A 12988-nucleotide genomic window follows, 5' to 3' on the forward strand; every position below is an offset into this window, starting at 1 on the left:
GCCCGTGTCAGCGCCCCGGCCCGGCCAGCGCCCGCGCCCGCGTGAAGACCTCGTCGGTCATCTCGCGGGTGAGCCGGCGGGTGTAGGTGTTGTGGGGCGAGGGGTGGTAGCAGCCGAGGAGGGTGACGTCACCCAGCACCACCTCCGCGCCGTGGGCGAACTTCGGCCGCCTGGGCGGCGCGGGCGCCCCGGCCGCGACCAGCGAGCGCACGGCACCGTCCCACCCGAACGATCCGAGCGCAACGACCGCGCGAACGGTGGGCAGCAGCGCCAGCTCGGCGGCGATCCACGGCGCGCAGGTGTCGCGCTCGACCGCGGTCGGCTTGTTGTCCGGAGGTGCGCACCTCACGGTGGCCACCATGCGGGCCCCGACGAGCTGCTGCCCGTCGCCGGCGTGCTCGCTGGTGTCCTGCACCGCCCACCCGGTGCGGTGCAGGCTCGCGAACAGCCAGTCGGCGCTCGGGTCGCCGGTGAAGATCCGGCCGGTCCGGTTGCCGCCGTTGGCCGCCGGGGCCAGCCCGACGACGAGCAGCGACGGCTCGGGGTCGCCCCAGCCCGGGATCGGACGCCCCCAGTAGGGCTGGTCGGCGAACGACGCCCGCTTCTCGACCGCGACGCCCTCGCGCCACGCCACCAGCCGCGGGCACGCCGAGCACACGCTCACCCGGGCGTCGAGCTCGGCCAGCGGGACGTCGTGGGCGAGACGGCGTACGTCGTCGGCGTCGCGCGCCACGGGCGTGTCGGGGGCGCCGGGGTCGTCGGGCCACCCGGCACCCGGGGCGACCGGGCTGGTGAACGCCCCGCCGACGACCGGGTGCGGAAGGAGGACCGGCCCCGTCATCGCGCGATCGCGGCCGCGATGCCGTGCAGGATGTCGGCCTCGGAGACGACGTGGTCGAGGCCCGGCACCCGGTCGAGGATGCGGGCCCAGATCAGGGCTCCCGCACCGATGACGTCGGCGCGGCCGGGGTGCATGTAGGGCAGTGCCCGGCGCTCCTCGACCGTCATGGCGAGCAGGTCGGCGACGTAGGAGGCGGTGGCGGCGTTGGGCAGGACGGCGCCGTCGAAGGCCTCGCGGTCGTAGGAGGCCAGGCCCAGGACGCCGCACGCGAGGGTCTTGATCGTGCCCGAGGTGCCGACGACGGTGCGGGCCCGCCCGAGCGGGATGCCGGAGTCGTCGAGGTGCCGGTCGATGTCGGCGACGCAGGCCGCGACCTCCTCGGCGGTCGGCGGGTCACCGTGGAGGTGGCGCTCGTGGAGCCGGACGGAGCCGATGTCCATGGACACCGCCTGCCGGTCGTCACCGTGGCCCAGCACCAGCTCGGTCGACCCGCCGCCGATGTCGACGACGAGCACCGGCTCGGGCGGCATCGGGACCTGCGCAGCGATGGCGCCGGCGTAGACCAGCGCGGCCTCCTCGTCGCCGGACAGCACCTCCGGCTCGATGCCCAGCCGACGGCGTACGCCCTCGGCGAAGACGGCTGAGTTGCTGGCGTCGCGGGTGGCGGACGTGGCGCAGAAGCGCAGCCGCTCGGGCGGGACGCCGTGGTCGCGGAGCACCTCGGCGAACTCGTCGATCGCCGCGAATGTGCGCTCCAGCGCCTCCTCGGCCAGCACGCCGGTGCGGTCGACGCCCTGCCCGAGGCGTACGACGCGGGAGTCGCGCAGCGCGACGTCGAGCTGTCCGTCCTCGCGCACGGTCCCGATCAGGACCTTGATGGAGTTGGTCCCGCAGTCGATGGCCGCGACGGTCGTCTCGGAGGTGCTCATCGGGTCATCGTGCAGCACGTCATGGAGCAGGGGGACGCTCGACGCACGGCCCCGACGCCCACCAGTCGCCGAGCCGGTCGAGGACCTCGTCGCCGAGCGGGTTGACCCCGCGCCCCATGGCGAGGGACTGGCCGGCGAGGACGTGGAGGCACTTGACCCGGTCGGGCATGCCACCCGCGCTGATGCCGTCGATCTCGGGGACGTCGAGCCCGGCCCGCTCCCCCACCTCGGCGCGGAACTCCAGGTAGCGCTCGTGCGCCGTGCGGTAGGCCGCCGCGAGCTCCTCGTCGGTGCCGAGCCGCTCCTGCATCTCCTTCATCACGTGGGTGCCCTCGAGGGTGCCGATGCGGGACGCCGCCCGGGGGCAGGTGAGGTAGAAGGTCGTCGGGAACGGCGTGCCGTTGGGCAGCCGCGGCTCGGTGGTCACCACGTCGGGGTTGCCGCAGGGGCACCGGTGTCCGATCGAGTCGATGCCGCGGGGTCGCCGCTTGAGCTGGGCGCGGATCACGGCCTCGTCGGCTGCGTCGATGCGTGGGTTGTCGCGGGGCGTCTCGTCGTCACTCACTGCTTCGTCCCGTCGATGAGGTCGACCGGCTCCTGGTCGGGCGGGGGCGGGTTGCCGGCCAGCTCCATCGACTCCCAGGCCGCGGTCCACCAGGCCTTGGGCACGGTCTTGATCACGTCGTCCGGGTCGTTGAGCGATGCCTGCGCCTCGAGGGGCTTGCCGTCGGGGCCGATGACCTCGAACCCTGCCTCACCCGGCATCAGGTAGCCGAACCGCGCACGTGCCTGCGCCTTGACGTAGGCCGGGTCGTCCCACCGCTTCTTCTCCCGCTCGAGGTCGTTGATGCTGGCCTCGCGCTCGGCGATCTGCGCCTTGAGGTCGCCGATGTGGGAGCGCTGCTGGAGGTAGGCCCGCAGCGACGACGCGTAGGACACCGTCAGCACCGCCAGGACCAGGACCAGCACCGCGGCGCGACCGGTGAACCGCGGTCGACGCGCCGTGCTGCGCGGGGCGGCCGGACGCACGGACGCGGCGACCGGCGCCGCGGTGCGGGAGGACGACGTACGCGTCCCGGCCCCCCGCGGCCGTGAGCCGCGGGAGCCGGGGTGCGTGCTGGAGCCCTGCCTCGGACCGCGCGACCCTCCGGGCCCGCCCCGAGGCGTACGGCGCTGGGAAGGCATGCCGCCCAGTCTGCCTGCTTCAGCCGCCGAATCGCGGGAAGGCACCCCGTCCGGCGTAGCGAGCCGCGTCACCCAGCTCGTCCTCGATGCGGAGCAGCTGGTTGTACTTCGCGACGCGGTCCGAGCGCGCCGGTGCACCGGTCTTGATCTGGCCGCAGTTGGTGGCGACGGCGAGGTCGGCGATGGTGGTGTCCTCGGTCTCGCCGGAGCGGTGGCTCATCATGTTGCGGAAGCCGGCGCGGTGGGCGAGCTCGACGGCGTCGAGGGTCTCGGTGAGCGACCCGATCTGGTTGACCTTGACCAGCATGGCGTTGGCCTGGCCGCCGTCGATGCCGCGCTGGAGGCGCTCGACATTGGTGACGAACAGGTCGTCGCCGACGATCTGGGTCAGGTCGCCCAGGTTCTCGGTGATGGCCTTCCAGCCGTCCCAGTCCTCCTCGTCGAGCGGGTCCTCGAGGGAGACGATCGGGTAGCTGGCGACGAGGTCGGCGTAGTAGGCGACCATGTCGTCGCTCTTCAGCTTCTTGCCCTCGAAGGTGTAGGACTTCTTGTCGAAGAACTCGCTGGCGGCGACGTCCATCGCGAGCGCGATGTCCTTGCCCAGGGCGAAGCCGGCGGACTTGACCGCCTCGGCGATCAGGTCGAGCGCGGCACGGTTGCTCTCGAGGTTCGGGGCGAAGCCGCCCTCGTCGCCGAGACCGGTCGAGAGGCCCTTCTTCTTCAGCACGGCCTTGAGGGCGTGGTAGACCTCCGCGCCCTGCTGGAGCGCCTCGCGGAAGGTCGCCGCGCCGATCGGGGCGATCATGAACTCCTGCACGTCGACGTTGGAGTCGGCGTGCGAGCCACCGTTGAGGATGTTCATCATCGGCACCGGCAGCAGGTGGGCGTTGGGTCCGCCGACGTAGCGGAACAGCGGCAGCCCGGCCGACTCGGCGGCCGCCTTCGCGGTGGCGAGGGAGACGCCGAGGATCGCGTTGGCCCCCAGCTTGGCCTTGTTGGCGGTGCCGTCGAGGTCGAGCATCGTCTGGTCGATCAGGCGCTGGTCGTCGGCGTCGAGGCCGACGACCGCGCCGGCGATCGTGTCGATGACGCCGTCGACGGCCTTCTGCACGCCCTTGCCGAGGTAGCGCTTGCCACCGTCGCGCAGCTCCACCGCCTCGAAGGCGCCGGTCGAGGCGCCGCTGGGCACGGCCGCGCGTCCGAACGCTCCGTCCTCGAGCAACACCTCCACCTCGACGGTGGGGTTGCCGCGCGAATCGAGGATTTCGCGGGCACCGACTGCAGCGATGATCGACATGGCAGAGCTCCTGAAGAGGGGACGTCCTGGGTCAGCGCCAGCCTAGCCACGTCGTACGCCGACGTCGCCGGGGTGTCCGCGGCCACCGCTAGCGTGCGTCGCGTGCCGACTCCCGCCGACCACCTCCGCGACCTCGTCGAGCGAGCCGTCCGGGACGACGCGGGCGACACGGCCGACACGACCGACACGACCGACACGACCGCCCAGCGGTTGCGTCGGGCGATGGCCGGCGAGTCCCCCGCCAGGTTCGTCGACCGCCTCGTCCTCGAGCGGGCGGCCCACCTGGTGGCCACGACCGACCGCACCCTCCACGACATCGCGACCGAGGCCGGCTTCCGCGGCTACGACGTCTTCGCGCGCGCCTTCCGGCGCGAGCTCGGCGCGCTGCCGTCGCAGTGGCGCGCCGACCCGACGTCCCACCTGATCGACGCCCCCGGTGACGCCCACGTTCACCCACCCGACGGCCTGCGGCTGCCCGCACGGTGGAGGATGGACTCCGTGGACCTGGTCGTCGACATGGCAGGACGCCACGTGCGCATCGTGACCGGCCTCGTCGACGCGGCCGGGCAGGTGCCCGACCCCGAGCTCGACCGACCCGTCGACGGCGCCACCCTGCGCTCGGCGCTCACGTCGGCGGTCGCAGACCTGGCAGCACTCACCGCCCTGGTCCGCGAGACCGGAGTCGACGACCCGGCCGACGACGAGCCGCTCGCCTCGTTGCGCGAGCAGGTGGCCCGGGTGGGCCCCGACTTCGTCGACGCCGTCGCCCTGCTGGGCGCGACCGGGCGCTTCGACGAGGCGTTCGTCGACGCCTTCCGACCCGAGCCGACCGCGACGTCGTTCGGCACGATGGTCGCCCGGACGCTCACCGACGCCGACGGCACGCTCCTGCTGGCACGCGCCCGGCTCCGTGCGTGCGGTGTCGAGTGGCAGGTGCCGGCGTGAGCGCCCAGCCCGAGCTCGCCCGTCGACTCGGCACCACCGATGCGGTGGTGGTCGGGCTGAGCGCGATGCTCGGAGCGGGCGTCTTCGTCGCCTTCGCCCCGGCCGCCGAGGCCGCCGGACGCGGACTCCTCGCCGGGCTCGCGGTCGCGGCCGTGATCGCGTTCTGCAACGCCGTGGCGTCGGCCCAGCTCGCCTCGTCCTACCCCGCATCGGGCGGCACCTACCTCTTCGGACGCGAGGTCCTCGGCCCCTGGTGGGGCTTCCTGGCGGGCTGGGGCTTCGTCGTCGGCAAGACCGCCTCGTGCGCCGCGATGGCGATGACCTTCGCGGCCTACGCCGCCCCCGGTGCCGGGGCGTGGCAGCGCGCGCTGGCAGCGCTCGCGGTGGTGGCGTTCACGGTCCTCAACCTGCGCGGCGTCACCCGCACCGCGACGGCCGCCAAGGTGCTGCTGGCGGCGACGCTGCTGGTCCTCGTCGGTTTCCTCGTGCTGGCCGCGACGGGCGAGGCCGAGCCGGTCGGCGCACTGACCGCCACCGGTGGGGCCTGGGGCGTCCTGCAGGCAGCCGGGCTGCTCTTCTTCGCCTTCGCCGGCTACGCCAGGATCGCCACCCTGGCCGAGGAGGTCCGCCGCCCCGAGGTCCTCGGACGCGCCATCCTCGTGGCGCTCGGCACCGCCGTCGTCCTCTACCTCCTCGTCGCGCTGGCCCTGGTGCAGGTCCTCGGCGACGACCTCCCCGGCTCCACCGTCCCGGTCGCCGACGCGACGGCGGCGCTCGGCGCCGACTGGGCGGTCCCGCTCGTCCGGGTCGGGGCGGCCGCGGCCGCCCGCGGCGCCCGGCTGGCCCGGCTCGCCGGCGGCGGGCGTACGACGCTCGCGATGGCGCGCGAGCGCGACCTGCCGGGCCCCCTCGCCTCCGTCGACGAGCGGCACCGGGTCCCCGACACCGCCCAGGTCGTCATCGGCGTCGCCGTGGTGGCGCTGGTGCTGCTCGCCGACCTGCGCGGTGCGATCGGCTTCTCGTCGTTCGGGGTGCTCGTCTACTACGCCGTCGCCAACCTCTCCGCCCTGCGCCAGCCCGTTGAGCAGCGGCGGTGGCCGCGGGCGCTGCAGGTGCTGGGCCTGGTCGGCTGCCTGGCGATGGCAGCCGCGCTGCCCACCGCTTCGGTGCTCGCCGGGCTCGTGGTCCTCGCGGTCGGGATCCTCGGTCGTGCGGCGGCGCTGCGACGTCGTACCTGACCGGTCGCTGAGGTCATGGGAAACGGCGGTTCGAACCGACGATTCTCATGACGTCCGGTCGGGGCCCTCCGACGTGGTCGCCTTCGCGGCCTTCTTGGTCTTCTCGGCGGCCTTGGCGGCGTTCCACAGCTCCATCACCTCGGCCACGTCGGTGGCGACCGCGTCGCCGAAGACGTGGGGGTTGCGCCGCTCCATCTTGGCGATCACGCCGCGCGCGACGTCGTCGAGGGTGAACTCCCCCGCCTCCTCGGCGATCACCGCGTGGATGACCACCTGCAGCAGCAGGTCGCCCAGCTCGTCGCAGAGCGCGGCCGGGTCACCGGACTCGATCGCCTCGACGACCTCCTCGGCCTCCTCCCGGACGTACGGGATGAGCGAGGTGTGGGTCTGCTCCCGCTTCCACGCGCACTCGCGCTGCAGGACCCGCATCTGGTCGGCGAACTCCTCCAGGGCCGAGCCCCCGGGCGTGGCGGTCACCGGCTCAGCCGCAGCGGTGGCTGACCGGCAGCGTCTCGGCGAAGGCCGGGTCGGGCTCGGTCGCCATGCCGGACTTGGCGGTCTCGCCGACCGCCACGGACGTGTTGGTGTCCACCGGGGACAGCACGCCGTCGACGTTGCGGAGGCCGAAGCGCGGGTCGATCTCGAGGTCGTGGGTGTTGGGCCACTGGTTGAACACGTCGATGCCCGCCTGGGTGGTCTGCTCGGCGGTCGGGTCGGCGACGCCCTGCTCCTCCAGGATGATGCGACCGACCTGGTCGAGGATGTCCTGGGCGTAGGCCGAGGTGGACGCCAGCTCGACGTAGTCGTCGCGGACCTCCTCGGGCTGGGTCTCCGCGGTGGCCTGGCGCTGCGCGACGTCGTTGTAGTAGGTCGAGCCCGGCTCCACGCCGTAGTCGTCGGCGATCTGCGAGGCCTGGGAGCGCAGCGTCAGCAGCTGGACGACGTACTGGCGCACGAAGCCCATCGGCACCGCCGACTCGAGCTCGCCCACCGCCGTGCAGTAGTGGGACGTCACCTGGTCCACGTGGCGCGTCGAGATCTGCTCGTCGCCGACCTTGACCGCGACGCCGGGGCTGGCGCTGCCGCAACCGGTCAGCAGCAGTCCTGCGAGGGCCACCATCACCCAGGTGGGCGCGGCCGTCATCCGGCGGGTCTTGCTCACGGGGTCACTCCTTGGTCGAGACGGTCGAGGCGGCGACGGGCGCCGGGGCGGCGATGACGTCGTCGATCACGCCGCGGGCCCATTCAAGCAGGGCCACGCCCGCCACGGGGCGTACGGGGAAGCCGGTCGGCTGCGGACGCGGCACCAGGATCGTGCTCGTCGGTGCCTTGACGACGCTCTTGGGGTGCAGCCGCTGGAGGCGTACGACGCGCGACTCGGGCAGGTCGACCGGGGCGAACCGGACGTACTTGCCGGCCAGCGTCACCTCCTTCACGCCGACCTGGCGGCACCGCGCGCGGAAGCGGGCGACGACGAGCAGCGACTCCACGACCTCGGGAGGGTTGCCGTAGCGGTCGAGCAGCTCGGCGCGGACCTCGTCGACGTCGGCGTCGGTGCGCACCTCGGCCAGCCGCTTGTAGATCTCGAGCCGCAGCCGCTCGCTGGGGATGTAGTCGTGGGGCAGGTGGGCGTCGACCGGCAGCTCGATGCGGACCTCCTGGAGCTGGTCGTCCTCGCCGCCGCCCTTGAAGTCGGCGACCGCCTCGCCGACGAGCCGGACGTAGAGGTCGAAGCCGACGTCGGCGATGTGGCCGGACTGCTCGCCGCCGAGCAGGTTGCCCGCACCGCGGATCTCGAGGTCCTTCATCGCGATCGCCATGCCGCCGCCGAGGTCCGAGTGCTGGGCCAGCGTCGCCAGCCGCTCGTGGGCGGTCTCGGTCAGCGGCTTCTCCGCCGGGTAGAGGAAGTAGGCGTAGGCGCGCTCGCGGGAGCGGCCGACGCGACCGCGCAGCTGGTGCAGCTGGGAGAGGCCGAGGGTGTCGGAGCGCTCGATGATCATCGTGTTGGCGTTGGAGACGTCGAGGCCCGACTCGACGAGGGTCGTGCAGACGAGCACGTCGAAGCGCTTCTCCCAGAAGTCGAGCATCACCTGCTCGAGCTGGCGCTCGTTCATCTGGCCGTGGGCGGTCGCCACGCGCGCCTCGGGCACGAGCTCCTTGATGCGGGCGGCGGCCTTCTCAATCGACTGCACCCGGTTGTGGATGTAGAAGACCTGGCCCTCGCGGAGCAGCTCGCGGCGCACCGCCGCGACGACCTGACGGTCCTCGTAGGCGCCGACGTAGGTGAGGACGGGGTGCCGCTCCTCGGGCGGGGTGGTGATGGTCGACATCTCGCGGATGCCGGTCACCGCCATCTCGAGCGTGCGCGGGATCGGCGTCGCGCTCATCGACAGCACGTCGACCGACGTGCGCATCCGCTTCATCTGCTCCTTGTGCTCGACACCGAAGCGCTGCTCCTCGTCGACGATGATCAGGCCGAGGTCCTTGACCTTGATCTCGGGGTTGAGCAGGCGGTGGGTGCCCACGACGATGTCGATCGAGCCGTCGGCCAGGCCGGCGACGACCTCCTTGGCCTCCTTGTCGGTCTGGAAGCGCGAGAGGCCCTTGATGACGACCGGGAAGCCGCTCATCCGCTCCGAGAACGTCGACAGGTGCTGGGTGACGAGCAGGGTGGTCGGCACCAGCACGGCCACCTGCTTGCCGTCCTGCACGGCCTTGAACGCGGCGCGGACCGCGATCTCGGTCTTGCCGTAGCCGACGTCACCGCACACGAGCCGGTCCATCGGGACGACCTGGCGCATGTCGGCCTTGACCTCGTCCACCGTCGTCAGCTGGTCGACGGTCTCGGTGAAGGGGAACGCGTCCTCGAGCTCGCGCTGCCAGGGGGTGTCGGGACCGTAGGCGTGGCCCTTCGTCGCCTGCCGGGCGGCGTAGAGCTTGATCAGCTCGGCCGCGATCTCGCGGACCGCGCGGCGGGCCTTGTTCTTGCGCTTGGTCCAGTCGCCGCCGCCGAGGCGGTCGAGGCTGGGGTTCTCCCCGCCGACGTAGCGGGTGACCTGGTCGAGGGTGTCGGCCGGGACGTAGAGCATGTCGTTGGGTCCGCCGCGCTTGCTGGGGCCGTACTCCAGCACGAGGTACTCGCGCACCGCGCCGCCGATCTCGCGCTGCTTCATCTCCACGAAGCGGCCGACGCCGTGCTGCTCGTGCACGACGTAGTCGCCGGCCGAGAGCTCCAGAGGGTCGATCTGCTTCTTGCGCCGCGCGGGCATCTTCCGCATGTCGCGGGTCGAGGCCTTCTGGCCCGACAGGTCGTCGCCGGTGACGACGGCGACCTTTGCCTCGTCGTCGACGACGCCGTGCACCAGGTGGCCGCACGTCACGGTCACCACGTTGGCCCCGGCGCTCTCGCCCTCCTCGACGAGCCGGGCGGCGACGTCGTTCTCGCCCAGCAGCTCGACGAAGCGCTGGGCCGGTCCGTGGCCGGCGTGCACGACCACGACGTCGACGCCGTCGGTGACCCAGCCGCGGATGTCGTCCACCGCCTGCTGCAGGTCGCCGCGGTAGGCCTCGGCGGGGTGCGTCGGCAACGTGCGGCTCGGCACCGCGCTGCTTTCGGTGGTCGAGTGGCCGTCGCGAGGGACGAGCGCGGTTGTATCGAGACCCGCGTCGGCAGGCACGTCGGCGGTGTCGATGCCGAAGGGGCTGACCGTCCACCACGCCAGACCGCGACCGAGCGCGTGGAGGCGGACGTCGGCGATCTCGCGGTAGGACGCGGCGCCGAGGTCGATCGGCGCGGTGCCACCGCCGGCCGCCGCGGCCCACGACGCGCCGAGGAACTCCTCGCTGGTCGCGACGAGGTCGTGCGCGCGGGTGCGGGCGCGCTCGGGGTCGAGGACGAGGACGGTGGTGTCCGCCGGCACGAGGTCGACGAGCAGCTCCATCGAGTCGACCAGGGCGGGCGCGAGCGACTCCATGCCCTCGACGGCGATGCCGGCGGCCATCTTGTCGGTGAGCTCGAGCAGCTGCGGATGCTCCTGGCCGAGCTCGGCGGCGCGGCGTCGTACGTCGTCGGTGAGCAGCAGCTCGCGGCACGGCGGCGCCCAGAGCCGCTCGACGCTCTCGAGGGTGCGCTGGTCGGCGACGGAGAAGGCGCGGATCTCCTCCACGTCGTCACCCCAGAACTCCACGCGCAGCGGGTGCTCCTCGGTCGGCGGGAAGACGTCGACGATGCCGCCGCGGACCGCGAACTCACCACGGCGCTCGACCATGTCGACGCGGGAGTACGCCGCCTCGGCCAGCCCGCGCACGACCTCGTCGAGCGGCCGCCTGTCGCCCGGTGCCAGCTCGACCGGCTGGATGTCGGCGAGCCCGGTGACCTGGGGCTGCAGGAGGCTGCGGATCGGGGCGACGACCACCTTCAGCGGGCCGTTGGCGGCGTCGGTGCCGGGGTGCCGCAGGCGCCGCAGGACGGCGAGCCGGCGACCGACGGTGTCGCTGCGCGGGCTGAGGCGCTCGTGGGGCAGGGTCTCCCAGCTCGGGTAGTAGGCGACCGCGTCGGGGTCGACGAGGTCGGCGAGCTCCTCCACGAGGTCCTCGGCCTCGCGCGAGGTCGCGGTGACCGCGAGGACCGTGCGCCCGCGCTCGACGAGTCCGTGGACCACGAAGGGACGGACCGCGCCCGGCCCGGTCAGGTCGAGCGAGGACTGCACCGCGGCGTCGGTGAGGGCGCCGCCCAGGGTGGGGGCGGCGACGATGCGCCGAGCGACGGCGGCGAGGGGCGTGGACGGCACCGGGGATCCCTTCGAGAGCACGCGGAAGAGCCCCCACATCAGGCGGGGGTGGGGGAGGATGAAAGTCTACGGGGGCTGCCCGGACGGGGTTCGTGGGGACAGGGGGTTTGTCCCGTGCGCCACAGGGGTAGCAACCACCTCAACGCCCGGCGTTGCCGGGCGGCCAGAACTTCTCCTGAGAGGAACAACGGGGACATGCGCACCACTCGTCTCATCGCGGGCACCGTCAGTGCCGGACTGCTCGGCCTCACGCCGATCGCCATCGCCGCGCCCAGCCAGGCGGCCGACACCTGGTCGACCACCACCACCGCCACGCCGAGCACCGACAAGGTGGAGTACGGCGACGACTTCTACGTCTCCGTCGACGTCCCGAGCTCCGACGGCTCGTCCGCCTACCGCGGCACCTCGACGCTCTACGTGATGGAGGCCGGCTCGTCCGCCTGGGTCCCGGTCGCGACCAACACCTCGGCCGGCGCCGACTTCTTCGACGTGAAGCCCCAGATGAACTCCAGCTACAAGGTGGTCTACAGCGGTTACACCGCCGCCACCCAGTACGAGGACACCTACACGCCGAGCGAGTCCGCCCCCTTCACGATCGGCGTCGCCCGCAAGATCACCGCGCCCAGCTCGGGCTTCGTGATCAAGGGCAAGGTCACCCCCAAGTACGCCAAGAAGAAGATCGTCATCAAGGTCTCCAAGAAGGAGAAGAAGGGCTACAAGAAGTGGAAGACGATCAAGACCAACAAGAAGGGCAAGTACAAGGTGCGGCTGCCCCGCCGCGGCGGCACCTGGTACTGGACCTTCACCACCAAGGGTGACTCCAAGTACCTCGCCAACGGCTTCGGTTGGCGCACCTGGGTCTCCTGACCCACACGCACCTCACGCACGGCCCGGCAGAGCATCGCTCTGCCGGGCCGTCGTACGTCAGGCGTCGACCTCCGCCTGCGAGCGGAGGATGCAGAACTGGTTGCCCTCCGGGTCGGCGAAGACGACCCACCCGGTGCCGGGCCCGTACTGGCCGCGCTGGTCGCCGACCTCGGTGGCGCCGAGTCCGCGGACCCGCTCGACCTCGTCGTCGCGGGTGCCCTCGCGCGGGCGCAGGTCGAAGTGGATGCGCTTGGCGGGCAGGTCCGCGTCGGGCACCTCGATGAACAGGATGCTGTGGCCGGTGTCTCGGTCGAGGATCATGCACTCCTCGTGCCCCGGCTCGTTGGGGTCGCCCTCGACGTCGACGTAGCCGAGCAGGGCCTTCCACCACTCGGAGAGCGCGTAGGCGTCGTGGCAGTCGACGGTCGTGTGCGAGACGAAGGAGGTCATGGGCCCACGCTCGCAAGGCGCGACGCCACCCGCAACCGGATAGGGTCGGACCTGCCCCGCACCGGGGCCACCTGACGAGGGAGCCGTACCAGGACAGCGACAAGACGGCCGTCGAGGAGATGGCCATGTCGTGGATCGTGCTCGTCCTGTCGGGAGTGCTGGAGGCCGTGTGGGCCACCGCCCTCGGCCGTTCCGAGGGACTCACCCGCCCCGTCCCGACCGCGACCTTCCTGGTCGCGCTGGCGCTCAGCATGGGCGGGCTCGGCTACGCCATGCGCACCCTGCCGGTCGGGACGTCGTACGCCGTCTGGGTCGGCATCGGCGCCGTGCTGACCGTGGTGGTCGCGATGGTGACCGGCACCGAGGCGTTCTCGGTCGTCAAGGCCCTGCTGCTGACCGGCCTCGTCGGCTGCATCATCGGGCTCAAGCTCGTCCACTGACGAGCC

General features: G+C 72.4%; 13 protein-coding genes and 1 riboswitch. Of the genes, 4 read left to right on the top strand and 9 right to left on the bottom strand.

The features are described from left to right. Positions 1-7 precede the first annotated feature (7 nt). The 5 genes from ACNKF0_RS17565 to eno are packed head-to-tail and all read right to left on the bottom strand — an operon-like array spanning position 8 to position 4252. Positions 8-841, bottom strand: a complete 834-nt coding sequence (locus ACNKF0_RS17565; protein WP_416954154.1) for a uracil-DNA glycosylase — start codon at positions 839-841, stop codon at positions 8-10. Further along, the gene (locus tag ACNKF0_RS17570) at positions 838-1770 is read right to left on the bottom strand and encodes an exopolyphosphatase (RefSeq protein ID WP_416954155.1); all 933 of its coding nucleotides are present in this window, start codon (positions 1768-1770) and stop codon (positions 838-840) included. Before ACNKF0_RS17570 ends, ACNKF0_RS17565 begins: the two co-directional genes overlap by 4 nt. A gap of 19 nt (positions 1771-1789) precedes the next feature. After that, a complete protein-coding gene (locus ACNKF0_RS17575; protein ID WP_416958576.1) occupies positions 1790-2299 on the bottom strand; it encodes a DUF501 domain-containing protein in 510 nt (169 codons plus the stop codon). Positions 2300-2331: 32 nt separating this feature from the next. Next, on the bottom strand, positions 2332-2955 hold the full coding sequence (locus tag ACNKF0_RS17580; protein ID WP_416954156.1) for an FtsB family cell division protein: 624 nt from the start codon (positions 2953-2955) through the stop codon (positions 2332-2334). 19 nt (positions 2956-2974) lie between these two features. Continuing rightward, the gene (gene eno / locus ACNKF0_RS17585) at positions 2975-4252 is read right to left on the bottom strand and encodes a phosphopyruvate hydratase (protein ID WP_299925621.1); all 1278 of its coding nucleotides are present in this window, start codon (positions 4250-4252) and stop codon (positions 2975-2977) included. 102 nt (positions 4253-4354) lie between these two features. On the opposite strand from eno, the gene ACNKF0_RS17590 reads away from it, so the two are divergent. Continuing rightward, positions 4355-5197: a helix-turn-helix domain-containing protein gene (locus tag ACNKF0_RS17590; protein WP_299925623.1), complete on the top strand. Its 843-nt coding sequence runs from the start codon at positions 4355-4357 to the stop codon at positions 5195-5197. Continuing rightward, the gene (locus ACNKF0_RS17595; RefSeq protein ID WP_416954157.1) at positions 5194-6435 is read left to right on the top strand and encodes an APC family permease; all 1242 of its coding nucleotides are present in this window, start codon (positions 5194-5196) and stop codon (positions 6433-6435) included. The genes ACNKF0_RS17590 and ACNKF0_RS17595 overlap by 4 nt, the downstream gene beginning before the upstream one ends. A gap of 45 nt (positions 6436-6480) precedes the next feature. On the opposite strand, the gene ACNKF0_RS17600 is transcribed toward ACNKF0_RS17595, so the two are convergent. Genes ACNKF0_RS17600 through mfd form a run of 3 tightly spaced genes read right to left on the bottom strand, consistent with a single transcriptional unit; the run spans position 6481 to position 11264 of the window. After that, positions 6481-6912 (bottom strand): MazG nucleotide pyrophosphohydrolase domain-containing protein, encoded by a 432-nt coding sequence (locus ACNKF0_RS17600; protein ID WP_416954158.1) that lies wholly within the window; start codon positions 6910-6912, stop codon positions 6481-6483. Between the two features lie 4 nt (positions 6913-6916). After that, positions 6917-7597, bottom strand: coding sequence for a hypothetical protein (locus ACNKF0_RS17605; RefSeq protein ID WP_416954159.1), 681 nt, complete (start codon positions 7595-7597; stop codon positions 6917-6919). A 4-nt stretch (positions 7598-7601) separates the two neighbouring features. Further along, positions 7602-11264: a transcription-repair coupling factor gene (gene mfd / locus ACNKF0_RS17610; protein ID WP_416954160.1), complete on the bottom strand. Its 3663-nt coding sequence runs from the start codon at positions 11262-11264 to the stop codon at positions 7602-7604. Positions 11265-11420: 156 nt separating this feature from the next. Here mfd and ACNKF0_RS17615 point away from each other — a divergent pair, with 156 nt between their 5' ends. Further along, positions 11421-12092 carry a hypothetical protein gene (locus ACNKF0_RS17615; protein ID WP_299925636.1) on the top strand — a complete coding sequence of 224 codons (672 nt, stop codon included), beginning with the start codon at positions 11421-11423 and terminating at the stop codon, positions 12090-12092. 57 nt (positions 12093-12149) lie between these two features. On the opposite strand, the gene ACNKF0_RS17620 is transcribed toward ACNKF0_RS17615, so the two are convergent. Further along, a complete protein-coding gene (locus tag ACNKF0_RS17620) occupies positions 12150-12542 on the bottom strand; it encodes a VOC family protein (protein WP_299925639.1) in 393 nt (130 codons plus the stop codon). Positions 12543-12590: 48 nt separating this feature from the next. Beyond that, a riboswitch (guanidine-III (ykkC-III) riboswitch) is annotated at positions 12591-12655 on the top strand. A gap of 12 nt (positions 12656-12667) precedes the next feature. Here ACNKF0_RS17620 and ACNKF0_RS17625 point away from each other — a divergent pair. After that, positions 12668-12982: a DMT family transporter gene (locus ACNKF0_RS17625; protein ID WP_299925642.1), complete on the top strand. Its 315-nt coding sequence runs from the start codon at positions 12668-12670 to the stop codon at positions 12980-12982. Positions 12983-12988 lie beyond the last annotated feature (6 nt).

Source organism: Nocardioides sp. T5 (assembly GCF_048161455.1).
Classification (GTDB): Bacteria; Actinomycetota; Actinomycetes; order Propionibacteriales; family Nocardioidaceae; genus Nocardioides.

Bases quoted from the DNA above. Each gene is read 5' to 3' on its own strand.
- ACNKF0_RS17570 (WP_416954155.1), bottom strand. From the start codon at position 1,770: ATGAGCACCTCCGAGACGACCGTCGCGGCCATCGACTGCGGGACCAAC.
- ACNKF0_RS17565 (WP_416954154.1), bottom strand. From the start codon at position 841: ATGACGGGGCCGGTCCTCCTTCCGCACCCGGTCGTCGGCGGGGCGTTC.
- ACNKF0_RS17625 (WP_299925642.1), top strand. From the start codon at position 12,668: ATGTCGTGGATCGTGCTCGTCCTGTCGGGAGTGCTGGAGGCCGTGTGG.
- ACNKF0_RS17615 (WP_299925636.1), top strand. From the start codon at position 11,421: ATGCGCACCACTCGTCTCATCGCGGGCACCGTCAGTGCCGGACTGCTC.
- mfd (WP_416954160.1), bottom strand. From the start codon at position 11,264: ATGTGGGGGCTCTTCCGCGTGCTCTCGAAGGGATCCCCGGTGCCGTCC.
- ACNKF0_RS17620 (WP_299925639.1), bottom strand. From the start codon at position 12,542: ATGACCTCCTTCGTCTCGCACACGACCGTCGACTGCCACGACGCCTAC.
- eno (WP_299925621.1), bottom strand. From the start codon at position 4,252: ATGTCGATCATCGCTGCAGTCGGTGCCCGCGAAATCCTCGATTCGCGC.
- ACNKF0_RS17580 (WP_416954156.1), bottom strand. From the start codon at position 2,955: ATGCCTTCCCAGCGCCGTACGCCTCGGGGCGGGCCCGGAGGGTCGCGC.